Raw genomic sequence first — 23,672 nt, forward strand, 5'->3', positions numbered from 1 at the left:
GGAACTGCCTCCTTCGCGGGGTGCAGGTCGAAGTTCAAGTGGTGGTGGATCCGGGTCACTGCTGTTGCTCCGTTTGGCGGTCACGCCAGTTGCTTTCCACGGGCCACACGGAGACCTGTTCACGGACAGTAAGGGACTGGCGTGGAATGACCTCGGCCGGCATCTGCGGCGAGTCGGCCAATACCCACGTGTCCTTGGAGCCGCCGCCCTGGCTGGAGTTCACAATCAGGGAACCTTCCTTGAGCGCCACCCTGGTGAGGCCGCCGGGCAGGACCCAGACGTCGTCGCCGTCGTTGACCGCAAAAGGCCGAAGGTCAACGTGCCGGGGCCCGAACCTGTCCCCGGAGAGTGTCGGGACGGTCGAAAGCTGCAGGACAGGCTGGGCGATCCAGCCGCGGGGATCGGCAATGACGCGCTTGCGCAGGGCATCGAGCTCGTCTTTGGTGGCGTCGGGTCCAATGACCAAGCCCTTGCCGCCGGAGCCGTCAACCGGCTTGACCACCAGCTCGTCCAGGCGGTCCAGCACATGTTCCCTGGCTTCCTTTTCCTCAAGCCGGAAAGTGTCCACGTTGGCGATGATCGGCTCTTCGTGAAGGTAGTACCGGATCAGGTCAGGGACGTAACTGTACACGAGCTTGTCGTCGGCTACGCCGTTGCCCACCGCGTTGGCGATGGTCACTCCCCCGGCCCGGGCGGCATTGACCAGACCCGGGCAACCCAGCATGGAATCGGAACGGAACTGGAGCGGATCCAGGAAGTCGTCGTCGATGCGCTTGTAGATGACATCCACGCGCTGCTCACCTGCAGTGGTCCGCATGTACACACGGTTGCCGCGGCAAATGAGGTCCCGGCCTTCCACCAGCTCCACGCCCATGAGCCCTGCAAGGAGGGTGTGCTCAAAGTAGGCGCTGTTGAAGACGCCCGGTGTCAGGACAACAACGGTGGGGTCGTCCACACCCGCCGGAGCTGTCTTCCGGAGTGCGGAGAGGAGCCGGCGCGGGTATTCCTCGACAGGACGGATATGCTGCTGGCCGAAGGCCTCGGGCAGGCCCTTGGCCATGGCGCGCCGATTCTCAAGGACGTAGCTGACTCCGGAAGGAACGCGGACATTGTCCTCGAGCACCCTGAAGGTTCCTGCAGCATCACGGACGACGTCGATGCCGGAAACGTGGACACGGACACCACCGGCCGGCTCGAAACCGTGGACTGCCCGATGGAAGTGTGCGCTGGTGGTCACGAGTTGCCTCGGGATCACCCCATCGGTCACCACCGCCATCCTTCCGTAGACGTCATTGAGGAAGGCTTCGAGCGCTTTGACGCGCTGGGCAACCCCGCGTTCCAGGACATCCCACTCATCGGCGGGAATAACGCGGGGAACGATGTCCAGCGGGAAGGGGCGCTCCTCCCCCGCGTAATCGAACGTGACGCCCCGGTCCAGGAACGTGCGTGCCATGGAGTCCGCGCGGGCTGTCACATCCGCAAGGGATAGCTCCCGCAGGGCACCGGAAACCTGACCGTAGGATTTTCTGGCCACGTGGCCTGGGGCAAACATCTCGTCATAGGCGCCACTGCGGGCAGCGGCCTCGGAGTAATCCTGGAATAGGTCAGACATGGGAATTAGACAATCACCTTTTTGAGTCGAGCGCATTACGCGCTGATTGTGTCGCGGTTTCCGGAAGCTCCCGGTTCGCCTTTCCGTGCCCCCATCCGGCAGGGTTGAGGCATGCCCTTCAACAGTCTCGCGCCCCAGCTCTCCCGGCTGGGGCCCGGCTTGGTCCTGAGCATCGCCGCTACGGGTCTTGCTTTCGCAATCCACACCGTGTTTCCGGCTGTTCCCGCCATGACGCTCGCTGTTGCTTTGGGCTTGCTCTCAGCAAATATACCGGGGACGGCGGTACTCACCGCGGGGCGCGCCCGCCCGGGCCTCGACTTCGCCGGGAAACACCTCATGCGTGCGGGCATCGTCCTGCTGGGTCTCAAGGTCAGCATGGCCGACGTTCTCGGACTGGGATGGCTGGCGCTGCTGTTGATCGCCGGAGTGGTTCTGGTGAGCTTCGCCGGGACGTATGGCCTGGCGAGGCTGTTGCGCCTTCCCGGAGAGGCAGCTTTGCTGATTGCCACTGGCTTCTCCATCTGCGGTGCCTCCGCGATTGGTGCCATGGCCGCAGTGCGGCGGATCAAGCACCAGGACACCGTCCTTCCCGTAGCACTCGTGACTTTGTGCGGCACTTTGGCGATCGGCGTGCTCCCGCTTCTCATGCACCCGCTGAACCTGGATCCCGAGCAGTTCGGCGCCTGGACCGGCGCCTCCGTCCACGATGTCGGACAGGTGGTGGCCACCGCCCAAACCGCCGGGACCCCGGCCCTGGCGATCGCCGTCGTCGTGAAGTTAACACGGGTTGTCCTGCTGGCGCCGGTGGCGGCCACGGCAGGGTTGCACCAGCGAATCCTTCATGTCAGGGAACGCGCCAACGGCGCCGCGCGCACCGAAGCGGACGGCAGGTTCCCGCCGATCGTGCCCCTGTTCGTCGTGGGATTCCTCGCGATGGTGGCGGTGCGTTCCCTGGGTTGGGTGCCGCCCACTGGCCTGGATATCGCGGCAGCCGTCCAGGATCTTCTGTTGGCGACGGCGCTGTTCGGACTGGGCTCGGCGGTGCGCATCAGGACCCTGATCCACACTGGAGGCCGGGCTGTTGTGGTGGCCCTGGGCTCCTGGCTGCTCATCGCCTCGCTGGGCTTGGGCGCTGCCGTGATCATGATTAGATAGCTGTGTGTCGAATCACAACCTCTCGCGCGATGAAGCCGCTACCCGTTCAGCCCTGATCACCACCCACAGCTACGACGTCACCCTCGATGTCCGTGACGCGGAAGATCCCGCAGTCTCCGGTTACCCGAGTACCAGCACCATCACTTTCTCCGCTCAGCCTGGCTCTGCCACCTTCCTGGATTTCATCCATGGCGGCGTGGACTCAGTGGTGCTCAATGGGAAGGAACTGGACCTGGGGACAGCGGTGGACCGCGACAGGATCATCCTGGAAGGGCTCACGGCCGAGAACACGGTCACGGTGACCGGAACGGCACTCTACAGCCGCTCCGGAGAGGGCATGCACCGCTTCGTGGATCCCGCCGACGGCCAGTGCTACCTCTACACCCAGTACGAACCGGCGGACAGCCGCCGGGTCTTCGCCAATTTCGAACAGCCCGACCTCAAAGCCGAATTCACCTTCCATGTGTTCGCCCCCGCCGGTTGGAAGGTCGCGTCCAACGGGGTTCAGGACGCGTGCACTGCAGTCCCGGACGATACCGCCGTTGCGCGCTGGGATTTCGCCACCACCAAGCGCATGTCCACGTACATCACCACGGTGCTCGCCGGGCCCTACTTCATGGCAACAGATCAGTGGGAAGCAACGTTCGACGACGGCACCCGCCTTGACGTGCCGCTGGCACTCTACTGCCGCGCATCGTTGGCCGACTTCTTCGATACCGACGAACTGTTTCGGTTAACCAAGAGTGGTCTGGCCTTCTTCAACGAGCTCTTCGACTACCCCTACCCTTGGGGCAAGTACGATCAGGCCTTCGTGCCCGAATACAACCTCGGCGCCATGGAAAACCCCGGCCTGGTCACGTTCACAGAGAAGTACGTCTACGCCTCCCGGGCCACCGATGCCCAGTACCAGGCCCGTGCCAATACCTTGATGCACGAAATGGCCCATATGTGGTTCGGCGATCTCGTGACGATGAACTGGTGGGACGATCTCTGGCTCAAAGAGTCGTTTGCCGACTACATGGGGACACTGGGCGTGGACCGGGCCACGGACTGGGACACCGCCTGGGTGAACTTTGCCAGCAAACGCAAAGCGTGGGCCTACGTCCAGGACCAGCTTCCCACCACGCATCCAATTGTTGCCGACATCCCGGACCTGGAAGCAGCCAAGCAGAACTTCGACGGCATCACGTACGCCAAGGGAGCTTCGGTCCTGAAGCAACTGGTGGCCTACGTCGGCTTTGACGCTTTCATTGCCGGTTCCAGGCAGTACTTCCGTGACAACGAGTTCGGCAACACGTCCCTCCAGGATCTTCTTCAGGCACTGAGCACCGCTTCCGGAAGGGACCTTGGGGGCTGGGCGCGGCAATGGCTGCAGACGTCCGGTATCTCCACGATCCAAGCCGATATTGTCGACGATGAAGGGGTCCTGGGTGCGGTGACGCTCCAGCAGGATGCCGTCGACCCCCTTACCGGGCACCAGGAACTCCGTCCCCATCGGTTGCGGTTGGGCCTGTATGACGCTGATGCTTCGGGAAACCTTGTGCGGTCCGAAAGTATCGAGATCGACGTTGCAGGGCCCAGCACATTGGTACCCGAACTGAACGGGAAGCGCCGTCCTGCCTTGCTTCTGGTTAACGACGACGACCTTAGTTACGCCAAGGTGCGGCTGGATCCCGGCTCCGAAAAGACGGTCCGGACGTTGCTCGACAAAATCACCGACCCCATGGCCCGCGCGCTTTGCTGGACTGCCTTGTGGGATTCCGCCCGTGACGGCGCAACACCGGCTGTCCAGTACGTGGCCGCGGTGGAGCAGTTTGCGCCCTCGGAGACCGGTATTGGTGTCCTCCTGAATGTCCTCGGCAACGCCTCGATCGCCATCGAACGCTACGTTCCGGCCCCGGCACGCAGCGGGGTGCGCAACGACTTCCTCGCTGTGGTGGCTGCCCAGCTCAAGGCAGCGGCTCCTGGATCCGACCAGCAGCTGGCTTGGGCCCGGACCCTGGCTGACGTCTCCAGGCATGGCGACAGTGAACTTACCCTGGTGCGGGGAATCCTGGATGGCAGCAACGTCATCGACGGGCTGGCCGTCGACGCTGAGCTGCGGTGGAGCTTCTGGCAGGCCTTGTCCGCCCAGGGCCAGGCGACCCGCGCCGACCTGGACAGGGAACTGGAAGCGGATAAGACGGCGTCGGGCCGGGAAGGCCATGCCCTCGCGTCGGCAGCCATCCCGGATGCTTCAGTGAAGGCAGCTGCATGGGACTCAGCTGTTAACAGCACCGGACTCTCCAACGAGATCCTGAGCGCAACCATCGCCGGCTTTGCCACTGCACCCCGCACCCTGCTGGAACCTTATGAAGAGCCGTACTTCGACTGCCTCGAACGGGTGTGGGCCGAGCGCAGCATGGAAATTGCCGGCAGGATCGTGCGTGGCTTGTTCCCCGGTGCCCAGGATCTGTCGGAGGGCATGCAACCTGCCGACCACCCGGTCCTCGCCAGGACCGACGATTGGCTGCAGGGCCACGCTGATGCCCCCCGGGCGCTGCGCCGCATCATCATCGAGCAACGGAGCCACCTGCTTCGGTCACTCACTGCACAGGCCGCCCGGGGCTAGGCCGACGGGGCAGGCCGCAGTTACGGAACCCGGTTCAACCATTCGCCGGTGCCAAACTTCGTGTCGACTCGTTTCTTCGCCTCACCGAGCTCTGCCTCGGTGAGGCGCGATTCGACGGCGCCATAGCGCTCGATGAAGACCTCCTGCATGGCCTCAAGGATGGTTGCCCGGGCCAATCCGGTTTGGCGACGCAAGGGATCCACGCGCTTTTTGGCGCTTCGTGTTCCTTTGTCCGAGAGCTTTTCCTTGCCGATGCGCAGGACGTCAACCATCTTGTCGGCGTCGATGTCATAGCTCATGGTGACGTGGTGCAGCATGCCACCGTTGGCGAGCCGCTTCTGTGCAGCGCCACCGATCTTGCCTTGTTCGGTGGCAATGTCGTTGAGGGGAACGTAGAACGCAGTGATACCCAGCTTTTCCAGTGCAGCCATCACCCAGGCATCCAGGAACGCGTAGGAGTCGGCAAAGCTGATGCCATCCACCAGGGTCTGCGGCAGGTAGAGCGAGTACGTGATGCAGTTTCCCGCTTCCATGAACATGGCGCCGCCCCCACTGATGCGTCGCACCACGGTAATGCCGTGGCGGGCCACACCCTCGGGATCAACTTCGTTCCGAACCGACTGGAAGCTGCCGATGACCACCGATGGCTCTTCCCAATCCCAGAACCGGAGCGTGGGGTTGCGCCTGCCGGCCCCGACTTCTTCGGTGAGGACCTCGTCCAGCGCCACGTTCACCTGCGTGGGCAGGACTGATGGCGGGATGACCTCCCACTGGTGGTCCGCCCAGCTGGTGGCTTTGGACAATGCCCGTCGTACGGTGACTGCCACGGCTTCCGCGGAGAATCCGAACAGTACAGCTCCTTCGGGCAGGCGCTCTGTCACTGCCGCTGCGATGTCTGCAGCCGTGGAGGTCTCGGGAAGGCCGGTGAGCGCCCCGTTGATGTCCTGCAGGGCCTCGTCCGGTTCCAGGAAGAAGTCCCCGCTCAGTGAGACGTTCGCGAATCGGCCATCCACCAGATCCAGGTCCACCACCACGAGTTTGCCTCCGGGGACTTTATATTCGCCGTGGAGGCGAGTGCCGTCGTCGTGCTTTACCGTCTCATGTGCAGGCAGGGAAGTCATGCGTTCCATCTTGCCGGAAAACGCAAAGGCCCGCATCGCCGGAGATCCAGCAATGCGGGCCTTGAAAGCCTTGGGGTGAAGTGGTTACTTCTTGCCGCCGAAGCCCTTGAAGCGGGCGTTGAAGCGCTCGACGCGGCCAGCGGAGTCCATGATGCGCTGCTTACCCGTGTAGAACGGGTGGGACTCCGAAGAGATTTCGACGTCGATAACCGGGTAGGTGTTTCCGTCTTCCCACTCGATGGTCTTCGAGGAAGACACGGTGGACTTGGTCAGGAACTGCGTACCGGAAGCCAGGTCGTTGAAAACAACAGCTTCGTACTTCGGGTGGATATCAGACTTCATAATGGGACCTTTTGTTCGCGCAACTGGATTTTGCCAGCTGCCAGGTATGAATGGAGGTGGTCTGGTCGCTGGAAGATGAACATTCCAGTGTCCGGGCCAACAACCAATCATAGCGGAAACCGCACCGCCGTACGAACCGACCTCAGCCGCGTGGGCGGAGTTCCCAAAAGGCGACCGCTGAGGCCGCGGCAACATTGAGCGAATCGACCCCAGCGCGCATGGGAATTTTGACGGCGAGGTCGACGGCCGACAACGTGTCCGCGCTCATGCCGGCGCCTTCCGTTCCGAGCACCAGGGCGAGCTTCCGGTAGTCCCGGGCAGCGAGATCATCCAGATCCAACGCGTCGTCGGTCAACTCCATGGCGGCGACCGTGAAGCCTTGCTCCTTCAGGCGTTCCAAGTCATCCGGCCAGCTTTCAAGCCGCGCCCAGGGCACCTGGAACACGGTTCCCATGCTGACGCGGACGCTGCGCCGGTAAAGGGGATCTCCACAGCGCGGAGAAACAAGGACTGCGTCCACGCCCAGGGCGGCAGCGGACCGGAAGATCGCTCCGACATTGGTGTGGTCAACAATGTCTTCAAGCACGGCAACGCGCTGTGCGCTGGCCAGGAGCTCCTCCAACGGGACAGGGGCCGGCCGCTGCATTGCCGCCATGGCTCCCCTGTGCAGGTGGAAGCCCGTAATCTCTTCCAACAAGGAAGCCTTGCCAATGAATACCGGGACGTCGGGATACGCCTGGAAAACGTCGTCGAGATCGTCCAGCCATTTCTCGGCCAGGAAAAATGAACGCGGCTGGTGCCCTGCAGCCAACGCCCTGCGCAGGACCCTCGAGGATTCAGCGATATACATCCCTTCTTCGGGCTCACGCAGTTTCCGGAGGTGCACATCAGTGAGCGTGGTGTAGTCCGTCACCCGCGGATCGTCCGCGGACTCAAGGTAGTGGAAGGTCACGGGGGGATTATTTCAGCAGGTTGGCGATCATGAAGCCAAGGGCCACGATGCCAAGGGTGAAGATGACGGCCCGGAGGACCCGGGGTGACAGCCTCCGGCCCACCCTTGATCCCACAAGGCCGCCGATGGTGGAGCTCACGGCAATCAGGAGGACCACCAGCCAGTTGATGCGGTCAAAGGCGAAGATGAGGTAGGAGATTGCGGCCACCATGTTGACGCCCAACACCAGGATGTTCTTCATGGCGTTGGCGTTTTGCATGGTTCCCGTCAGGAACACACCGAGGATGCCCACCAGCAGGATTCCCTGGGCAGCAACGAAATATCCGCCATAGACGCCGGCAAGGTAGACGAGGACCACCAGAAGAAGCCCGTGGCTGCGGTCGCGAATGGCATGTTCAGGATTCTGTTCCCGGCTCCGCACCCACGCCTGCAGCTTGGGCTGGAACAACACCATCAGCAGCGCCAGGACCAGCAGGAAGGGAGCTACGTAGTGGAAGACTTTCTCCGGCAGATGCAGCAACAGCCACGCACCGGTGATGCCGCCCAGCAGTGAGGCCGGCAACAGCTTCATCAGCTGCCGTCCCCTGCCGGCCAACTCGCGGCGGTAACCCCAGGCCCCTGCTGCTGTGCCAGCCACCAGGCCCATGGCGTTGCTCATGGACGCAACCACGGGTGTGATGCCGATGGCGATGAGCACGGGGAAGGTCACCAGCGTGCCGGAGCCGACTACCGCGTTGATGGTGCCGGCCCACAAGCCAGCAAAAAAGACCAGGATGCTGCTAAGAATTTCCACTGTTGGCTACTGAACCGTTCTAGCGGCGGGCGGTGGCAGTGTAACGGCCACTGTTTTCCGAGACGTCCAGGGCAAGGCCGAACGTATTGCTCAGGTGTTCGTCGGTGAGGACTTCCTTGATGGGGCCGGCAGCGACCACGCCACCTTCGCGAAGCAGCATGGCGTGGGTGAACCCTGGAGGCACTTCTTCAAGGTGGTGGGTGACCAGCACCATGGCGGGTGCGGCTTCGTCGCTGGCCAACTCGCCGAGCTTGTGGACCAGTTCCTCGCGGCCACCCAGGTCCAAACCTGCGGCGGGTTCATCCAGCAGCAGAAGCTCGGGGTCGGTCATCAGAGCGCGGGCTATCTGGACACGCTTCCTCTCCCCCTCGGACAGCGTGGCGAACGTCCGGTTGAGCAGAGGGCCCATTCCCCAATCGTTGAGCAGGCCAAAGGCGCGCCGTTCGTCGTCGCGCTCGTAGCCTTCGCGCCAGCGGCCGGTGACACCATAGGCAGCAGTGACCACCACATTCAGGACGTTCTCGTGCTCGGGAATCTGGGTAGCAAGAGCTGCGGACGACAGTCCAATCCGTGGGCGGAGTTCGAAGACGTCAACACGGCCCAGGACTTCATCGAGGATCCCGGCCTTGCCGCTGCTTGGATGGAGCCGGGCCGCGGCTATTTGGAGCAGGGTGGTCTTGCCGGCACCGTTCGGTCCCAGGATGACCCAGCGTTCGCCCTCGTTGACCTGCCAGTCAACCTTGTCCAGCAGGGTCTTCTTGCCTCGGACAACGCTGACGGAAGCCAGTTCCAGAACATCACTCATAGCAGTAGACACTAGGACAAAAATCCACATGACTGATAACCGGTCCCTTCCTGCCGTTTATCAGGTGAAACGAATTCGGGGGGACGCGGCGCCCTCAGTAGGATTGAGGCCATGACTTCGAACTTGGCTGCGGTCAGCTATGGCGTGCATTTGTCCCCCGAATCCCTCCAGAACGTTCGGAAGGTCCTCGCCGACGCCGGCGTTGCAGTGTCATCGGAATCACAGGGTGGGAACGAACGCTTCGACGTCGTTACCGCCGGACTTGATGCGGGTGTGGATGCCACTGCCGCCCTCCGCCGGGAGCTTGCTGCGGCGGCCCGCCCCGGTATGGATACGGCCATCGTTCCGGAAGGGCTGCGCAATGCATCCCGGAAGTTCCTCATCATGGATGTGGATTCAACCTTGATTCAGCAGGAAGTCATCGAGTTGCTGGCTGCACATGCAGGCAAGCGCGAGGAAGTCGCCGCGGTCACCGAGGCTGCCATGCGCGGTGAGTTGGACTTTGCCCAAAGTCTCCATGCCCGGGTTGCTGTGCTCGCCGGGCTGCCGGTCGACGTTGTCGACTCCGTAAGGAGGGAGGTGCGGCTGAGCCTTGGTGCTGCGGAATTGGTGGCGGCCTTCAAGGAGGCCGGTCACATTGTGGCTGTGGTGTCCGGTGGCTTCAACCAGATCCTCCGTCCCATAGCCGTCGATCTCGGCCTGGACCATTGGATTGCCAATGAGCTTGAAATCGTCGACGGCGTCCTCACCGGCAAGGTGCTGGGCGCCGTTATCGATCGTGCAGCCAAGGAGAAGTACTTGCGTGAGTGGGCCGCTGCCGAGGGAATCAGCCTTGAGCACACCATCGCAGTAGGAGACGGCGCCAACGACCTGGACATGCTTGGTGCCGCGGGCATCGGTATCGCGTTCAATGCCAAGCCGGCGGTTCGCGCGGTGGCCGACGCTGCCATCAACATGCCGTACCTCGATGCCGTCAGGCACATCGCCAACGTCTGACGTCCGGCTGCCCTGCCGCAGCCGTTGATGCCGCTGAACCACCGCCATGCTTGGAGTCGCTTCAGCGCGCCCAAAAACAAGGCCGGTGCTGCGCGGCTTACGAGCTGAAACGCAAAACCTCAATTCGTGACGCCACTTTTCTCACTGTTTATCAAATCGTCATTAATTGGGAAGTGCGTGACGAATATCCTCCTGCAATTTGCCTTTTTCCTCATTTATGAGCCATTGATGTGTAGAGTGAAAAACTCAATGAGGAAATCCGTGGAGCATATGGCAGTCCAGGACAATGGAAGTGCAGGGGCAGTAAGTGAACCGTTCGGAGCGTACGTGGAAATGGTGGAAACGTCGCGAGGGTTTTCAAACCCTTCCGACGCCCCTCCACGAATTCATCCATGACCGGCACCCCGACTCGGTGGCATCAGGAATGGTTCCCAATCAGTGGAACTCCGCCCCCAGCACGTCCTCGTACGGGGAAATCGCGTCGGACAACTTCATGGCTACCCGGGATGACACAACAGAACAGGAAGAACGTATTATGAGCTCGCTTGATGAAGCAACGAAGCAATTGCTGTCCATCGAAGGTGCCACTGGTGCGGCCATCGTCGATTACACCAGCGGCATGGCATTGGCCCAAGGTGGCAACCCTGGCTTCGACCTTGGCGTTGCCGCAGCGGGAAACTCCAATGTCGTCAGTTCAAAGCTGCGCACGATGGCCGACCTCGGTCTCGACAGCACCATCGAAGATGTCCTGATCACGCTGGATTCCCAGTACCACCTGATCAACGTCCTGAACTCGGCCGGCTCCAAGGGCCTTTTCGTTTATCTGGTTCTGGATCGTACCTATGCCAACCTGGCCCTGGCACGCCATAAGCTCAATAACATCTCCAAGGTCATTGCCATCTGAGGCTCCGGGAAACGATGAGAGCGGCCGCGACATGAGCGGCCGCCCTCATGGTGGTGTTGAAGGTTCCCTCAGTTCTTCACGCGGCGGGCCGGGCGGCTTCCGGACTCGAATTTAACGCCCATCATGTGGTGCACCAGAACATCCTCATTGGTATTGGCGTTTGCCTCGATGGTCACCAGCCCGCCGTCGCGCATGACGCCGATCCTGTGACACCAGTTCACGATCTCGGAGAGATCCGATGACACGAGGATGATAGCGACGCCTGTCCGGGTGAGTTGTGTGAGCATCCTGTACACCATCTCCTTGGCCCCAATGTCGATCCCTCGGCTGGGATGGCTCAGGATCAGGACATCGCAGTCTGCGGAGATCCATCGGGCGAGTTCCACCTTCTGGCGGTCACCACCGGAAAGCGTGGAGATAGCTCCCTGGAGGTTGGTCGTGTTGATGCGCATCCGGTGTACCACGTCGGCTATACCCCGGAGTTGGGTTATTTCGTCCTGCAGGCTCTCTCGGCGCGCATCGTTTCCCTGCTGGAGACCCGCAGCTATGCTGGACGCGCTGTCCAGGGTGTCGGCGACATTCGGGGAATAGCCAATTTTCAGGCGCTCCGCATCCTGGGTCCGCCGGATGTGGACGAGGCTTCCCTGAAGATAAATTCCACCCGAGGTGCATGGATTCACTCCCGCAAGCGCTTCGACCAGCTCGTAGACACCGGATTTGTGCGTTCCCACCAGTCCGAAGACTTCGCCTTTGGCCACGGAGAAGCTCACGCCCCGGACCCTGTCCGCCACGCTGAGGTTGGCGATGCGCAGGGCTTCCTCGCCATCTGCCGGCCCCACGGGCCGGGCAACCTTCTCCAGTTCCTGTTGCAGCAGTAGGAAGGCAAGTTCGTCGACGTCGGTTTGGCTGGCTTCCACCATCGTGTGCACCCGGCCATCGCGCATCACGGCGATGCGGTGGGCAATGGAGCGGACTTCATCCAGGCGGTGCGTGATGTAGATGATCGCGCGCCCCTGCATTATCAGCATCCTCAGGACCTGATGCAGGACGGCGACATCGTGGTCCGGCAATGAGGCGGCCACTTCGTCCATGATCACCAGTTGGGCTTCTTCCGCAACCATCCGGAGGACTTCCACCAGGGCCTGTTCGGCTCGAATCAGTGTTCCGACTGTGACGTCAGGGTCCATGCTGATACCGATGTCCCGGATGAGTTTGGCCGCGTGGTCGCGGAGTTCCCCGTGGGACTTTCCTGACTGGAAGGTCCCCCTGAAGATGGCCTCGGCAACGGTCAGTTCCGGGTCGATCCGGAAGTTTTGGGGAATATGGCCGACTCCGCAGGCCTGCGCTTCGGCGATGGAGTCAGGCACAAACTTTTCTCCGTCCAAAGTGATACGGCCGTGATCGTGTTTGTGGGTTCCGGCCAGGACGCCCATCAAGGTGGTCTTGCCGGCGCCATTTGTTCCGATCAACCCAAGGATCTCGCCACGATGCAACGAAAGTCCGACGCCTTTGAGGACGCGGCGTTGATCGTACGATGCGTAAATATCGTCAGCCTGTAATAACAGATCCAAAGAAGCTCCTAATGCCGGCATAAACGACCCCACCGTAGGTTTATGCAACGTGCTGACATCCAAGCGCGGGGGTGCCTTGGAGATTCAACCAGATGGACTCCGTTAAAGCAACGCAGAATTGACGAAACTGCAATTCCCATTTCGTGACGCGAAAATCTGGATATTTATCACATTGTCATAAATGGACGTTGTGGAGTCCCCGGGAGCCCGGGAGTTAAACAACAATGGCCCGGGACGCAGGTTCCGGGCCATTGTTGTTCAGATGCTTGCTACTCGGCAGCCTTACCGAAATAGTCGGCGCCGCCGACGTATTCCGTGTGGCCGCTCTCGACGTCCGCGGTGACCATCTTGGCAACCTCGGCCGCAAATTCTTCGACGGAGTACAACTTGCCGGCTTCGGCGCGGCGCGCTTCGATTGCTCCGGGGTTGGAACGGTCCAGCAAGGTTGCCGTGACAGTGCCCTCGATCATGTCACCGGAGACGACAACCAGTGAGATGCCCTTGTCCGCAAGGTTCGGCAGGAGCTCCCGCAGCGCATCCTCGCCGGCGCGCTTGCTCTTGGCTACCGGCTCGTACTCAGGCATGGTGGGGACGGTTTCCACAAAGTGCGCCTGGTGGCTGGTGACGAAAACGACGCGTGAGCCCTCGGGCATGAGCGGAACTGCCGCATTGAGCATGTTGACTTGGGCGTCGCGGTTCAACTTGAGCGCGTACCCCTCTTCCATGCCCGATTCCATGCCGCCGGATGCATTGAGCACCAGGACGTCAAGGGAGCCGAATTCTTCCATGGCTTTGCTGGCGAGGGCGTGCACGCCCTCATCGGTGGTGAGGTCCGCCCCCACTGCTGCTGCACGACCGCCTGCTGCCTGGATATCGGCCACTACCTTGTTGGCGCGGGGCGCCTTCTGGCGGTAGTTAACAACGACGGCGGCCCCCTCGCCTGCGAGGATCTTGGCAACTTCGGCGCCGATTCCGCGGGAAGAACCCGTGACGATGGCAGTCTTGTTATCCAGCGTTCCCATTCATGCTCCTTTTGTTCACTTCATCCAAATTCCGTGGCGTCGCCTTCCATCATGCCAGCGGCAAGGATGAAATCCGTTGTCGGCCCCGGACAAAAACTGTGCTGGCGACTAGTGGGCTAGTGGCCCATGCCCAGGCCGCCGTCAACCGGGATGACGGCGCCCGAGATGTAGGCGGCTTCGTCACTGGCAATCCAGCGGACGACGTCTGCTACCTCGGAGGCCTCGGCGAAGCGTCCTGCCGGAACATTGGCCAAGTAGGACTTCTGGGTCTCTTCCGGCAGTTCAGCGGTCATATCTGTGTTGATGAAGCCGGGCGCTACGACGTTGGCGGTGATGCCCCGGCTGCCGAGTTCCCGGGTCAGGGACCGCGCAATGCCCACCATGCCGGCCTTGGAGGCGGAGTAGTTGATCTGGCCGGGGGCACCATAAAGGCCGGAGACAGAGGAGATCAGGACTACGCGGCCCTTGCGAAGCCGGATCATGCCCTTTGACGCCCGCTTGATGACCCGGAAGGCGCCTGTGAGGTTGGTGTCCAGGACGGAAGTGAAGTCGTCCTCACTCATGCGGAGGAGGAGCGTGTCCTTGGTGATCCCGGCGTTCGCCACCAGTACTTCGACGGGGCCGTGGGCCTCTTCGACGATCTTGAATGCAGCGTCAACAGATGCTTCGTCCGTGACATCGGCCTTGACGCCCAGGATGCCCTCAGGCAGTTCTGTTTCACTTCGGTAGGTGACAGCTACCTTGTCACCGTTGGCAAGGAACGATTCCGCGATGGCGAGGCCGATCCCTCGGTTGCCGCCCGTTATCAGGACACTGCGGCCGGTTGATACTGCTTCAGACATGCTTTCGCTCCAGGTTCCGCGGCATATGTCAGCCGCTTTGAAGGGGGATTTTCCTGTGTCGATCTTATCCGCCGGCCGGCACAACCCGTGGGTAACCGGCAACCCGCGCGGTTTGGGCCCCCAAGGCCTTGGTGAGAGAATTGAGAGAGGCCTTTGGAGCGTGATGATTCAGTTGTGACACGAGACAACATTCCCCTGCAGCAAGTGCCCGGGGACCCGGACGCTACTTCCGGCGACCCTGAGGTCCACAGCATCACCGACGCCGCTGCGGCCCACTCCGAAGACATGCGTGAGCGCATGATCAAGTACGCGGTAGCCATGGGCATCCGCATGGTCTGCATCGTCCTCATCTTTGTGGTTGATGGCTGGTTCAAGATGATTGCGATCGCCGGGGCCGTGTTCCTTCCGTGGATCGCCGTGGTGATCGCCAACGGCAACGACAAGGCGGAGGACCACAGCGAATCCCTGCTGGACTACGTCGCAGTTCCGGAACTGGGGCGCTCGGACCAGCCGGAAGAAGTCCCTGTTGACACGCCCACGGTGCTCCAGGGCGAACTGGTGGATGACGAACCGGCAAGCAATCAAGAGGGCCCCGCGACGGGCCGGACAAGCGAGGCCGGACACCCCGGCGACGAACGGGCGGCTTCATGAACATCTTTAATCTTGGCGGCCAAGGTGCGGCAGGCCAGGAGCCTGGACGTGACGCGGCGCCGGCGGTGTGCTCGCGTAAGGGCTGCCGTTCGGTGGCCGAGTGGCAGCTCCTGTGGAACAACCCCCGCATCCACACCCCCGAACGGCGAAAGGTGTGGCTTTCGTGCGGAGACCACCGGGAGTGGCTGGAGGATTACTTGTCCACCCGGGGTCTGTGGAAAGAAACCCTGCCCTTCACGGCCAGCGAAGCTGCAACGAACGAGGCCGGCTGAATGTACCGTTTTCTTTTCTCCAGCAAGTGGCTGGGGTACTTCGTCCTGGCCGTCATCTTCGCCACTGCCTGCGTTTTCCTGGGCCGCTGGCAGATGGACCGGCGCGCCGAGACCCTGGCCGAGATCAACCGCGTAGTCAGTAACTACTCAGCCACGCCCATCCCCTACCCGGAGATCAAGGACCAGTTCCACGCCTTGGACCCTGAAAGGGAATGGACACAGGTTCAGTTGCGCGGCAGCTACGACCTTGAGGGCCAGCGGGTTGTCCGTAACCGGCCGCTGAATGGGCAGCCCGGCTACGACGTCGTCGTTCCTTTCCGCCTGACCACCGGCGAAGCGGTGGTGATTGACCGCGGATGGCTGCCCATTGGCAACAACACTCCCGGCCGTCCTGACGTCGTGCCGGCACCTCCCACGGGCGAGGTCACCGTGGTGGCCCGGCTCAAACCTGCCGAACCGAAACTGGACCGTGGGGCTGTGGACGGGCAGTTGGCGTCCATTGACCTGGCCAGTTTTGCCGGGGAACTCCCCTACCCTATTGCCACGGGTGCCTACGGGCAGCTGGCCAGCGAAGATCCTGCGGTGCAACCGATGCCCACCCCCTTCCCCAAGCCGGCCACTGAAGAGGGCACGCACCTTTCCTACTCCCTGCAGTGGTTCGCTTTCGGCGTCCTGATGTTCATCGGATTCGGCTACGCAGCACGGCAACAAGCCCGCAATGCTGCCATCGATGCCGAGGAAGAAGAAGATGAGCAGATCATGGCAGCCGGGGGCACGCCGAAAAAGCGGACTCCCGCTCCGCGGAAGAACAAGCGTGCCACGTCCGAAGAAGAGGAAGACGCTATCCTGGACGCCCAAGGGTACTGAATGATTCCGGATCCTGTACTGAACGTGAAATCTGCCCTGACTGCCGCCGGAGTTTCGGACACGGTGCAAATCTTCGAGGACAAGGTTCCGACGGCGGCCGCAGCTGCGTCGGTCCTGGGGTGCGAGGTCGCCGCGATCACCAACAGCCTGATCTTCGAGCTCGACGGCGCACCCCTGCTCATCCTTGCCAGCGGCGCGGCAAGAGTAGATACGGCGTTGGTGGCAGATCAGCTGGGAAGTGGAAAGATCCGGCGCGCAACGCCGGACTTCGTACTGGAACACACCGGCCAGGAAGTAGGAGGTGTAGCCCCAGTGGGCCACCCCCGGCCTATAAGGACCATTCTGGACACCTCGCTGCGGGAATACCCACTGCTCTGGGCCGGAGCCGGAGACCACAACTCCATGTTCTCCATCAGCTACGAAGAACTGGCGCGCATCACCTCCGCGGAACCACTGCAAGTCCGCTAGGCCGCGCGAAGGCCACTTGCCCGGGCGAAGCGACGCGGTTGATCTGCGTAGCGCGCGTCCAAACGAGGAACGAGCGAGCACGCGGCAGATCAAGCGCGCCGCGCAGCGGACACGAGTAGCGCGCAGCGGACGGCCAAGCGGGGCTTAAGCCAGCGTAATGAGGTCCAGGTAGTCTTCGTTCCAGTGGTCTTCCACGCCGTCCGGCAGCAGCACGACGCGTTCCGGGTTCAGCGCTGACACCGCACCTTCGTCGTGGCTGACCATGACGACGGCGCCACTGTAGTTCTTGAGCGCGCCCAGGATTTCCGCACGGCTGGCGGGGTCCAGGTTGTTGGTGGGCTCATCGAGGAGCAGGACGTTGGCGCTGGAAGCGACGATGGTGGCGAGTGCCAGGCGGGTCTTCTCACCGCCGGAGAGAACACCTGCAGGCTTGTCGACGTCGTCTCCGGAGAACAGGAACGAGCCCAGGATGCCGCGGACCTCCGCATCCTTCATATCCGGCGCCGATGAACGCATGTTCTCCAGGACGGTGCGGTCGACGTCGAGGGTTTCATGTTCCTGGGCGTAGTAGCCCACCTTGAGGCCGTGGCCGGGGATGATGTCGCCCGTGTCGGGTTTGTCGACGCCCGCCAGCATGCGCAGCAGCGTGGTTTTGCCGGCACCGTTCAGGCCAAGGATGACAACCTTGGAGCCGCGGTCAATGGCCAGATCCACGTCCGTGAAGATCTCCAGCGAACCGTACGACTTGCTGAGGCCTTCGGCCGTCAGCGGGGTCTTGCCACAGGGCGAGGGATCGGGGAAGCGCAATGCGGCTACGCGATCGTTTTCCCGCACGGCTTCCAATCCGCTCAGGAGCCGTTCGGCACGCTTGGCCATGTTCTGGGCTGCTACGGCCTTCGTGGCCTTTGCGCGCATCTTGTTGGCTTGGTCGATCAGGACCTGGGCCTTCTTTTCGGCATTTGCGCGTTCGCGCTTCCTGGCCCGCTCGTCCGTTTCACGCTGGAGCAAGTAGCGCTTCCAGTCCATGTTGTAGTAATCGATCTGGGCGCGGTTGGCATCAAGCAGATACACCTTGTTCACCGTCGCTTCGAGCAGCTCGGTGTCGTGGCTGATGACAATCAGACCACCTTGGTGGTTCTTCAGGAAGTCCCGAAGCCAGGTGATGGAGTCGGCATCGAGGTGGTTGGTGGGCTCGTCAAGGAGCAGGGTCTCGGCATCCGAGTACAGAATGCGGGCCAATTCGACGCGTCGGCGCTGGCCGCCTGAGAGGGTCTTCAGCGGCTGGTTGAGGAGGCGGTCGGGCAGTGCGAGGTTGGAGGAGATCGCAGCGGCTTCAGCCTCTGCGGCGTAACCGCCTCCGGCGATGAACTCGGCTTCGAGGCGGTCGTAGCGGTTCATGGCCTTGCGCTGGATGGCGGCGTCGTCACTGGCCATCTCATCGTGGGCCTTTTTGAGTTTGCCGACCACGACGTCCAGCCCGCGGGCGGAAAGGATGCGGTCCCGGGCGAGCTGCTCCATGTCGGGGGTCCGGGGGTCCTGCGGCAGGTAGCCGATCTCGCCACTGCGGGTTACTTTGCCGCCGGCCGGAAGGCCCTCCCCTGCGAGAACGCGGGTAAGAGTGGTCTTGCCGGCGCCGTTGCGTCCGACCAGTCCGATTTTGTCCCCTTTGTCCACCCGGAAGTTAACCTGGTCCATGAGCAGGCGTGCGCCGGCGCGGAGTTCAAGGTCCTGGACGGTAATCAATTCGGGTGATGCCTTTCAATGGGGAACGCTCGCGGGGACCGGCGGGTCCGATAAGTGCGGCGGGGGCGGCCGTGGGAACAGCCTGTTCAAGTCTACCGGCACCCTGGCCTTGGGGTGACATCGGCGCCCGAAGGAGGAAACTGTGCCACCCGTCAAAGAACTTCCGTTCCGGTTTGTGGAAACGCTCCAAAAACGGTCCTGCCTGGCATCCGTAGTCTCAAATGCAGGGAGTTGAAGCTCCACTTACTTCGCATCGCACCACACCCGATTGGACCCCTCATGAGCCAGACCAACGCTGCTGTCACGCAACGAACACCGTCATCCCGTAAGCGCTGGACCGCTACCGACATCGGCCTCATCGCGGTTTTCGCGGCCCTCGTGGCAGCCTCCTCGATTGTCCCCGGCATTCCGGTCGGCGCGCTGGGCGTTCCCATCACCCTGGTGACCCTGACTGTGATGCTGAGCGGCCTGGTTCTCGGCGCCGGACGCGGTTTCGCCGCCGTCGGGCTTTATGTGTTGCTGGGCCTCGCGGGGCTGCCGATCTTCAGCGGTGGCCGGAGCGGTTTGGGGATCCTGGCAACTCCCTCTGCCGGGTACATCGTCGCGTTCCCCCTGGCAGCAGCGGCCACCGGTTATCTGGCAGCGATCGTTATCCGCAGGACAGTCAAGTTCCGCGCCCTCTGGCTCTTCGCCGCCACAATGGCAAGCAGCATCGTCATCATCCACGGCCTGGGTGTTGTGGGCATGATGGTCAATGCACGGTTGGACTTTTCCAAGGCCGTCCTCGCCGACCTTCCTTTCGTCCCCGGCGATATCCTGAAGAATGTGCTGGCTGTGATCATCGCCATGGCCATCCACAAGGCCTTCCCGGATGTCCTTGTACGTCGGGTCAAGTAAAGCGAAACAGTCACTTAATGAATTCCATCAGCTTCAGCAACGTCTCGGTACGCGTCACGGTCGATGGCAGCGATGCCTCGAAGACCCTGCTGCACACTGTTTCCCTGGACCTCCCTGAGCATCGGATTGGGGTGATCGGTGCCAACGGATCCGGGAAGTCCACTCTGTTGCGGCTCCTCAATGGCTTGGTTGAACCGAGCGAAGGCACGGTTTCGGTCCACGGCGACGACACCGTGGCAGCTGTCCGCAAGGTTCGAAGCACCGTGGGTTTCGTCTTCACCGATCCCCTGTCTCAGTTGGTGATGCCCACCGGGCGGGAAGACGTGGAGTTGTCTTTGCGCCGTTCCATCAGGAATTCCAAGGAACGGTCCGCCCGTGCCGAAGCCGTGCTGGATCGTTTTGGACTGCTTCATCTCGCCGATCAAAGCATTTACGAGCTTTCAGGCGGCGAGCGGCAACTTTTGGCCTTGGCCGCTGTGCTCGCTGTCGACCCCACGGTGCTGGTCCTCGACGAGCCGTCCACTCTTCTGGACCTCCGGAACCGCGAACTCCTGCGGCGTACTGTCGCCGGCTTGGAGCAGCAGGTCATCATGTCCACCCACGATTTGGACCTTGCCCTTGATATGGACCGCGTTCTGGTGGTGGAGTCCGGGCGCGTCGTGTTCGACGGCGGTGCGGCCGAGGGCGTGGCCCGGTACCGTGCGCTGTGCGCGGTTGGTGTGGACGGGGATGCGCTGAGTGGGCCAGTGACGGGCGGAGCGCCGACGTGAGGGGCCACGGATTCCTGATCGCCAACTACGTCCGTGGAAACTCGATCATCCACCGCACTCCCCTTTGGCTCAAATTCCTGGTGGTGGCGGCCTGCGGGGCGGCATCGTTCCTGATGGTCGACTGGGTCGTTTCACTGTCCGTGCTCCTCGTTATGTGCGCCCTGTTCCTGCTGAGTGGGGCCGGGATGCGAAGGCTCATGAAGGCTGTCTGGATGGTCGCGCCGATAGTGTCCGTCATCGGACTCTTCCAGTGGTGGCAGCTCGGTGGGCCCACAGCCGCACGCATCGTGCTGAATGTCCTGGTGTGCGTCATAGCTGCGTCGGTGCTCACCGCCACGACTCCCGTCCAGAAACTGCTGGACGGGGTGGTTGCCCTCGCCAGGCCCTTCAGGCGTTTCGGCGCAGACCCCGAACGCTTCGCTTTGACCATCGCGGTGATGCTGCGGAGTATCCCTTTCATAGCAGGCGTCTTCTCGGACGTGCGGGACTCGGCACGGGCCCGCGGGCTGGAACGCAATCCGAGGGCCCTTGTCCTCCCGGTCTTTATTGCCACGGTGGGTTATGCACGGCAGACCGGTGATGCTTTGGCTGCACGGGGTCTGGGTGAACCCGATGACGCCACCACGGCCACCTCTTGATGGAGGAGAATTAGAGCCGGGAGTACTCCAGCAGCGCTGCCGTGCCCATGCCACCGGCGATGCTGATCATCGCCAATGCCAGCGGGCTCACGCCCCGCTCCGAGTAGCGGCTTCGTGACTGGGCCAACAACCGTGTCACCAGAACTGCACCCGAAGCTCCGTAACCATGGCCCAGTGCCAGCGCGCCGCCGTCGAGGTTTGCCCGCTCCGGGCTGATGCCCAGATGGTCCAGGCACGCAATGGTCTGGGAAGCGAAGGCTTCATTGAACTCGATGAGATCCACCCTCCCGGCCGGCACATCATGCTGTGTTAAAAGGCGTTGGGCTGCGCGGGCCGCGCCGATCCCGAGGAGTTGGGGATCAACCCCTGCGGTGTCGCACCCCAGGACCAAGAGTCCGTCCGTCGCCCCCATGGCGCGCGCACGCTTCAGGGAGGTGATGACGACGGCGGACGCAGCGTCGGCGTCGAAGCAAGAGTTCCCTGCCGTTACCGTTCCGCCGGGCACGAAGGCAGCAGGAAACCGTGCCATGGTTGACTCCCGCAGCGAGCCCCGGGGGCCGTCGTCGGAAACCACCATGGTCCCGTTGCTGTCCACCGGAACGACCTCGGCGTCGAACCTGCCTTCCCTGGCCGCTTCAGCCGCGCGGCGATGGCTTCGGAGCGCATACTCATCCTGCTGTTCCCGTGTCACTCCCGCGTGGCGCGCGACGTTCTCCGCGGCGACGCCCATGTCCGGATCGCCAAACTGCTCCGGCACGAACGTGGCGCGCGTGTAGAAGTCCAGCCCGCCGTCGTCGTTCCTGGTGGCCCGAGCAGGTGCAGTGCTGATGCTTTCCACCCCGCCGGCCAGATACAGGGGATCGCCACCGGCCGCCACCAGCTTTGATGCCAGTGCAATCGCGTCCAGGCCGGACCCGCATTGCCGGTCCACGGTGAGGCCCGGGACGGAAACCGGCAGTCCGGCTTGGAGCGCGGCGTATCTGGCCACATTTCCTCCCCCGCCCACGGCATTTCCGACGATGACATCGTCCACGTCACCGGGATCAACTGCCAGGGCGTCCAGCAGTGACCTCAAGACCGGTGCCAGGAGGTCGTGGGCGCGGAGGTGCTTCAACCTGCCGTTGGCTCGGCAAATCGGCGAGCGGAAGGCTCCCACAATGACCGGCTGGCGGGAGTCGTCGACACCCCAGGGGCGGCTGTCCGCGCTAGCCAAGTGGCTGGGCCCGGGCGTCATGGTTCTTGATCCAGTCCAGAAGGACCATCCTGCTGACTTTGCCGCGGTCCGTCACCGGCAACTCTGACAGCACGTAGTACTGCAACGGCCTTTTGTCACGGGCCAACAGTCCATCCAGGCCGCTGCGGAGTTGTATCGCGGTGACAGCGCCGTAGGACGGCACGACGCCGGCAATCACCTTCTGGCCGCGAATATCGTCAGGAGCTCCGGCTGCCACGGCAATCTCGATACCCGGAACCGAAGCGAGGGCAAGTTCAACCTCATGGGGGTAGACGTTCTTACCCGAGGTAATGATCATGTCCGATCTTCGGCCCAGTATGTGCAGGGTACCTTCCTCCAGGTAACCTTGGTCGCCCACCGTGTACCAACCATCGAGGCACCTGAGGGCTTGACCATCATCGCCCCAGAGGTAACCGTTGCTGACCATTCCGCTGCGGACGCAGATGTTGCCGTGCCCTCCCTCGGGAAGGGGGCGGCCTGAGTCGTCGAGAATGCGCAGTTCCACTCCCGGGAAGGGCAGCCCGATTCCTGTTCCGCCGGCGTCCAGCGGCTCACCGGCGGCCAGTCGCGTGCCTGAGACGAAGCTCAGTTCGGAAGCACCGTAATATTCGAAGATGGCCGCGTGTGGCGCCCACCGCCGGGCCGCTTCCAACGTCCGGGCGTCCAGCTTGGAGCCGGCGCAAACGATACTCCGGATGCCGGATGCGTCCACCTCCCCGGCCAAGCCCCGCTCACTGAGCAATCGCAGCATGGTGGGCACCAAAACCAAGCGGGTGATGCCATCGTGGGTGATCGCCGCATGTGCGGCTCCAACATCAAATGATTCAAGGGTGTGGAACGCAGCGCCGGCGTAAAGGCATTCCGAGAGGGCGTAGAGGTTGAGGCTGGCAGAGAGAGGTCCCGTCGCCAAGGTGCGGTCCTCCTGCGAGAGGCCGAAAAACTCAATGGACGCCTCGAACGACACCTGCCAGGAACTGCGCGAACGCGTGAAGGCCTTGGGAACCGAGGTGGTGCCCGAGGTGAGGCCGATGAGGAAGGTACTGCCAGCGTTCCCATCCACCAACTGCGTGTCGGTGCGCTTCCCGGCTCCGCCAATCCGCGCCGCCACTTCCTGGATCAACGGCAGCGGCCATTCCGGGTCGAGCACCGCACAACGTCGGTCCCCGGCAACGGCCGCCACGTAGCGCTCCACGAAACGGGCAGAGTTTGGTTCGGCGAGGACAGTAATGTCCGCAGTGTTCTGCAGCAGCATCGTTGCGGCGTCGCGGAGTCCCGCCCAGGTGAGCCGGCTGGTGCCCACCACGACGGCGGTGTCGTGGGGGCGCTCGTCGGCCCAAAGCTGAAGTTTGTCCAGGAAAGGCATCCAAGCAATTTTACGGCAGTGTCTGGCACCAGGCACCATAAGT

At 62.6% G+C, this 23,672-nt stretch carries 23 protein-coding genes; 11 read left to right on the forward strand and 12 right to left on the reverse strand.

Going from position 1 to position 23,672, the window contains the following annotated elements:
- Positions 1-55: 55 nt before the first annotated feature.
- Positions 56-1,612 (reverse strand): circularly permuted type 2 ATP-grasp protein, encoded by a 1,557-nt coding sequence (locus tag QF015_RS01435; RefSeq protein ID WP_310204807.1) that lies wholly within the window; start codon positions 1,610-1,612, stop codon positions 56-58.
- A gap of 111 nt (positions 1,613-1,723) precedes the next feature.
- Here QF015_RS01435 and QF015_RS01440 point away from each other — a divergent pair, with 111 nt between their 5' ends.
- Positions 1,724-2,767: a YeiH family protein gene (locus QF015_RS01440; protein WP_429386380.1), complete on the forward strand. Its 1,044-nt coding sequence runs from the start codon at positions 1,724-1,726 to the stop codon at positions 2,765-2,767.
- A 4-nt stretch (positions 2,768-2,771) separates the two neighbouring features.
- The gene (gene pepN, locus QF015_RS01445; protein ID WP_429386382.1) at positions 2,772-5,378 is read left to right on the forward strand and encodes an aminopeptidase N; all 2,607 of its coding nucleotides are present in this window, start codon (positions 2,772-2,774) and stop codon (positions 5,376-5,378) included.
- 20 nt (positions 5,379-5,398) lie between these two features.
- On the opposite strand, the gene QF015_RS01450 is transcribed toward pepN, so the two are convergent.
- The 5 genes from QF015_RS01450 to QF015_RS01470 all read right to left on the reverse strand — a co-directional run bounded on the left by QF015_RS01450 (position 5,399) and on the right by QF015_RS01470 (position 9,391).
- Entirely contained in the window at positions 5,399-6,499 is a 1,101-nt protein-coding gene (locus QF015_RS01450) for a lipoate--protein ligase family protein (protein WP_310204817.1), read from the reverse strand.
- Positions 6,500-6,583: 84 nt separating this feature from the next.
- The gene (locus tag QF015_RS01455) at positions 6,584-6,841 is read right to left on the reverse strand and encodes a type B 50S ribosomal protein L31 (protein WP_017200906.1); all 258 of its coding nucleotides are present in this window, start codon (positions 6,839-6,841) and stop codon (positions 6,584-6,586) included.
- Positions 6,842-6,983: 142 nt separating this feature from the next.
- A complete protein-coding gene (locus QF015_RS01460) occupies positions 6,984-7,793 on the reverse strand; it encodes a TrmH family RNA methyltransferase (RefSeq protein WP_310204820.1) in 810 nt (269 codons plus the stop codon).
- A 7-nt stretch (positions 7,794-7,800) separates the two neighbouring features.
- Positions 7,801-8,586 carry a sulfite exporter TauE/SafE family protein gene (locus QF015_RS01465; protein ID WP_429386384.1) on the reverse strand — a complete coding sequence of 262 codons (786 nt, stop codon included), beginning with the start codon at positions 8,584-8,586 and terminating at the stop codon, positions 7,801-7,803.
- Positions 8,587-8,605: 19 nt separating this feature from the next.
- The gene (locus QF015_RS01470; protein WP_310204826.1) at positions 8,606-9,391 is read right to left on the reverse strand and encodes an ABC transporter ATP-binding protein; all 786 of its coding nucleotides are present in this window, start codon (positions 9,389-9,391) and stop codon (positions 8,606-8,608) included.
- A 111-nt stretch (positions 9,392-9,502) separates the two neighbouring features.
- On the opposite strand from QF015_RS01470, the gene serB reads away from it, so the two are divergent.
- Positions 9,503-10,387: a phosphoserine phosphatase SerB gene (gene serB, locus QF015_RS01475; RefSeq protein ID WP_429386387.1), complete on the forward strand. Its 885-nt coding sequence runs from the start codon at positions 9,503-9,505 to the stop codon at positions 10,385-10,387.
- Between the two features lie 535 nt (positions 10,388-10,922).
- Complete coding sequence (locus QF015_RS01480; protein WP_429386388.1) at positions 10,923-11,291, forward strand: hypothetical protein; 369 nt, start codon at positions 10,923-10,925, stop codon at positions 11,289-11,291.
- A gap of 68 nt (positions 11,292-11,359) precedes the next feature.
- On the opposite strand, the gene QF015_RS01485 is transcribed toward QF015_RS01480, so the two are convergent.
- From QF015_RS01485 to QF015_RS01495, 3 genes are all read right to left on the reverse strand, one after another.
- Entirely contained in the window at positions 11,360-12,862 is a 1,503-nt protein-coding gene (locus QF015_RS01485) for a sugar ABC transporter ATP-binding protein (RefSeq protein WP_429386389.1), read from the reverse strand.
- A 269-nt stretch (positions 12,863-13,131) separates the two neighbouring features.
- Positions 13,132-13,884 carry an SDR family oxidoreductase gene (locus QF015_RS01490; protein WP_310204839.1) on the reverse strand — a complete coding sequence of 251 codons (753 nt, stop codon included), beginning with the start codon at positions 13,882-13,884 and terminating at the stop codon, positions 13,132-13,134.
- 116 nt (positions 13,885-14,000) lie between these two features.
- Positions 14,001-14,726 carry a beta-ketoacyl-ACP reductase gene (locus QF015_RS01495; RefSeq protein ID WP_310204842.1) on the reverse strand — a complete coding sequence of 242 codons (726 nt, stop codon included), beginning with the start codon at positions 14,724-14,726 and terminating at the stop codon, positions 14,001-14,003.
- 153 nt (positions 14,727-14,879) lie between these two features.
- On the opposite strand from QF015_RS01495, the gene QF015_RS01500 reads away from it, so the two are divergent.
- Genes QF015_RS01500 through QF015_RS01515 form a run of 4 tightly spaced genes read left to right on the forward strand, consistent with a single transcriptional unit; the run spans position 14,880 to position 16,984 of the window.
- Positions 14,880-15,377 carry a DUF3099 domain-containing protein gene (locus QF015_RS01500; RefSeq protein WP_429386391.1) on the forward strand — a complete coding sequence of 166 codons (498 nt, stop codon included), beginning with the start codon at positions 14,880-14,882 and terminating at the stop codon, positions 15,375-15,377.
- Positions 15,374-15,649 (forward strand): hypothetical protein, encoded by a 276-nt coding sequence (locus QF015_RS01505; RefSeq protein ID WP_429386393.1) that lies wholly within the window; start codon positions 15,374-15,376, stop codon positions 15,647-15,649. Before QF015_RS01500 ends, QF015_RS01505 begins: the two co-directional genes overlap by 4 nt.
- Complete coding sequence (locus tag QF015_RS01510) at positions 15,650-16,516, forward strand: SURF1 family cytochrome oxidase biogenesis protein (RefSeq protein ID WP_310204849.1); 867 nt, start codon at positions 15,650-15,652, stop codon at positions 16,514-16,516.
- Complete coding sequence (locus QF015_RS01515) at positions 16,517-16,984, forward strand: YbaK/EbsC family protein (protein WP_310204852.1); 468 nt, start codon at positions 16,517-16,519, stop codon at positions 16,982-16,984.
- Between the two features lie 144 nt (positions 16,985-17,128).
- On the opposite strand, the gene QF015_RS01520 is transcribed toward QF015_RS01515, so the two are convergent.
- The gene (locus QF015_RS01520) at positions 17,129-18,727 is read right to left on the reverse strand and encodes an ABC-F family ATP-binding cassette domain-containing protein (RefSeq protein ID WP_310204855.1); all 1,599 of its coding nucleotides are present in this window, start codon (positions 18,725-18,727) and stop codon (positions 17,129-17,131) included.
- Between the two features lie 279 nt (positions 18,728-19,006).
- Between QF015_RS01520 and QF015_RS01525 the strand changes: the two genes are divergently transcribed.
- The 3 genes from QF015_RS01525 to QF015_RS01535 are packed head-to-tail and all read left to right on the forward strand — an operon-like array spanning position 19,007 to position 21,032.
- Positions 19,007-19,624 (forward strand): biotin transporter BioY, encoded by a 618-nt coding sequence (locus QF015_RS01525; protein WP_310204858.1) that lies wholly within the window; start codon positions 19,007-19,009, stop codon positions 19,622-19,624.
- Between the two features lie 17 nt (positions 19,625-19,641).
- Positions 19,642-20,394: an energy-coupling factor ABC transporter ATP-binding protein gene (locus QF015_RS01530; RefSeq protein ID WP_429386397.1), complete on the forward strand. Its 753-nt coding sequence runs from the start codon at positions 19,642-19,644 to the stop codon at positions 20,392-20,394.
- The gene (locus QF015_RS01535; RefSeq protein WP_310204863.1) at positions 20,391-21,032 is read left to right on the forward strand and encodes an energy-coupling factor transporter transmembrane component T family protein; all 642 of its coding nucleotides are present in this window, start codon (positions 20,391-20,393) and stop codon (positions 21,030-21,032) included. The genes QF015_RS01530 and QF015_RS01535 overlap by 4 nt, the downstream gene beginning before the upstream one ends.
- A gap of 10 nt (positions 21,033-21,042) precedes the next feature.
- Here the strand turns inward: QF015_RS01535 and QF015_RS01540 are convergent, their stop codons facing one another.
- On the reverse strand, positions 21,043-22,266 hold the full coding sequence (locus QF015_RS01540) for a thiolase family protein (protein WP_429386399.1): 1,224 nt from the start codon (positions 22,264-22,266) through the stop codon (positions 21,043-21,045).
- Positions 22,238-23,629 (reverse strand): class I adenylate-forming enzyme family protein, encoded by a 1,392-nt coding sequence (locus tag QF015_RS01545; RefSeq protein ID WP_429386401.1) that lies wholly within the window; start codon positions 23,627-23,629, stop codon positions 22,238-22,240. Before QF015_RS01545 ends, QF015_RS01540 begins: the two co-directional genes overlap by 29 nt.
- Positions 23,630-23,672 lie beyond the last annotated feature (43 nt).

The organism is Paenarthrobacter sp. TE4293 (assembly GCF_050435325.1).
Classification (GTDB): domain Bacteria; phylum Actinomycetota; class Actinomycetes; order Actinomycetales; family Micrococcaceae; genus Arthrobacter; species Arthrobacter nitroguajacolicus_C.

Coding starts and splice junctions, on each gene's coding strand:
- QF015_RS01480 (WP_429386388.1), top strand. CDS start 10,923: ATGAGCTCGCTTGATGAAGCAACGAAGCAATTGCTGTCCATCGAAGGT.
- serB (WP_429386387.1), top strand. CDS start 9,503: ATGACTTCGAACTTGGCTGCGGTCAGCTATGGCGTGCATTTGTCCCCC.
- QF015_RS01450 (WP_310204817.1), bottom strand. CDS start 6,499: ATGACTTCCCTGCCTGCACATGAGACGGTAAAGCACGACGACGGCACT.
- QF015_RS01515 (WP_310204852.1), top strand. CDS start 16,517: ATGATTCCGGATCCTGTACTGAACGTGAAATCTGCCCTGACTGCCGCC.
- QF015_RS01495 (WP_310204842.1), bottom strand. CDS start 14,726: ATGTCTGAAGCAGTATCAACCGGCCGCAGTGTCCTGATAACGGGCGGC.
- QF015_RS01505 (WP_429386393.1), top strand. CDS start 15,374: ATGAACATCTTTAATCTTGGCGGCCAAGGTGCGGCAGGCCAGGAGCCT.
- QF015_RS01470 (WP_310204826.1), bottom strand. CDS start 9,391: ATGAGTGATGTTCTGGAACTGGCTTCCGTCAGCGTTGTCCGAGGCAAG.
- QF015_RS01435 (WP_310204807.1), bottom strand. CDS start 1,612: ATGTCTGACCTATTCCAGGATTACTCCGAGGCCGCTGCCCGCAGTGGC.
- QF015_RS01510 (WP_310204849.1), top strand. CDS start 15,650: ATGTACCGTTTTCTTTTCTCCAGCAAGTGGCTGGGGTACTTCGTCCTG.
- QF015_RS01455 (WP_017200906.1), bottom strand. CDS start 6,841: ATGAAGTCTGATATCCACCCGAAGTACGAAGCTGTTGTTTTCAACGAC.
- QF015_RS01530 (WP_429386397.1), top strand. CDS start 19,642: ATGAATTCCATCAGCTTCAGCAACGTCTCGGTACGCGTCACGGTCGAT.
- QF015_RS01525 (WP_310204858.1), top strand. CDS start 19,007: ATGAGCCAGACCAACGCTGCTGTCACGCAACGAACACCGTCATCCCGT.
- QF015_RS01440 (WP_429386380.1), top strand. CDS start 1,724: ATGCCCTTCAACAGTCTCGCGCCCCAGCTCTCCCGGCTGGGGCCCGGC.
- QF015_RS01490 (WP_310204839.1), bottom strand. CDS start 13,884: ATGGGAACGCTGGATAACAAGACTGCCATCGTCACGGGTTCTTCCCGC.
- QF015_RS01540 (WP_429386399.1), bottom strand. CDS start 22,266: ATGACGCCCGGGCCCAGCCACTTGGCTAGCGCGGACAGCCGCCCCTGG.
- QF015_RS01545 (WP_429386401.1), bottom strand. CDS start 23,629: ATGCCTTTCCTGGACAAACTTCAGCTTTGGGCCGACGAGCGCCCCCAC.